Consider the following 374-nt stretch of genomic DNA (forward strand, 5'->3'; position numbering starts at 1 on the left):
TAGGCATTGAGCAGGGTTTCCGGTGTGCGGAACGATTTGCTGGCAATGCTGAATACGGTGGTTTCGGGGTTGAGGCCGAGAAGGGTTTGGGTCAGGTCGGCATCATCGGAGTTGCTGACAAAGTGGACGCGGATGTTTTGCCAATAAGGCTGCAGCGCCTGTGTGGCCATGCGCGGCCCTAAATCGGAGCCGCCGATACCGATGTGAACCAAGTCGGTAATCGGCTTGCCGGTAATGCCTGCGTGCGTACCGTCTAAAAGTTGGCGTGCGAACTCGAGTGCGCGGTTGAGTTCGTGATGAACATTGGGCACGATGTTTTCGCCGTCAACGTAAACAGGTTTGGCATTGGCAGGCAGGCGCAGGGCAGTGTGGAG

The 374-nt window shown here is 57.0% G+C and carries 1 pseudogene; it reads right to left on the reverse strand.

The window, feature by feature from the left end:
* A pseudogene (locus ACTHSP_RS22660) lies at window positions 1–374 on the reverse strand (glucose-6-phosphate isomerase); the annotation flags it as partial.

The sequence above is a fragment of the Neisseria sp. P0001.S005 genome, from assembly GCF_051963715.1.